Origin of the sequence: Carboxylicivirga linearis, from assembly GCF_018271995.1 — a bacterium.
Taxonomy (GTDB): domain Bacteria; phylum Bacteroidota; class Bacteroidia; order Bacteroidales; family Marinilabiliaceae; genus Carboxylicivirga; species Carboxylicivirga linearis.
On sequence record NZ_JAGUCO010000133.1, the window covers coordinates 1 to 602 of the forward strand.

Here is a 602-nt window from a genome sequence, read left to right on the forward strand (position 1 = left end):
GCCTTTGATAATGTCACAACAGCGTTAACTGTAACAGCTCAGTATACCATCAATAGCTATGAAGTTAGTTTTGTAGATTGGGACGGAGAGGTGTTAAAGACAGAAAATGTTGATTATGGAAGTTCAGCCACAGCCCCATCAGATCCAACACGCACTGGTTATAGCTTTACCGGTTGGGACGTAGTCTTTGATAATATCACAACAGCGTTAATTGTAACCGCACAATATACTATCAATAGTTATACAGTCACTTTCGTCGATTGGGATGGGGGAGTATTAAAAACAGAAAATGTTGATTATGGAAGTTCAGCCACAGCCCCAGTTGATCATGTTCGTATCGGTTATACCTTTACGGGTTGGGATGTGGCCTTTGATAATATCACAACAGCCTTAACTGTTACCGCTCAATACACTATTAATAGTTATACAGTCACTTTCGTCGATTGGGATGGAGGAGTATTAAAAACAGAAAATGTTGATTATGGAAGTTCAGCTACAGCACCAGCTGATCCTGCACGTACTGGTTATAGCTTTACGGGTTGGGACGTAGCCTTTGATAATGTCACAACAGCGTTAACTGTAACAGCTCAGTATACCATCAA

General features: G+C 40.7%; 1 protein-coding gene. It reads left to right on the top strand.

The window, feature by feature from the left end; translation table 11 throughout:
- A partial coding sequence (locus KEM10_RS25225) for an InlB B-repeat-containing protein (RefSeq protein ID WP_244826138.1) occupies positions 1-602 on the top strand: 602 nt, incomplete at both ends.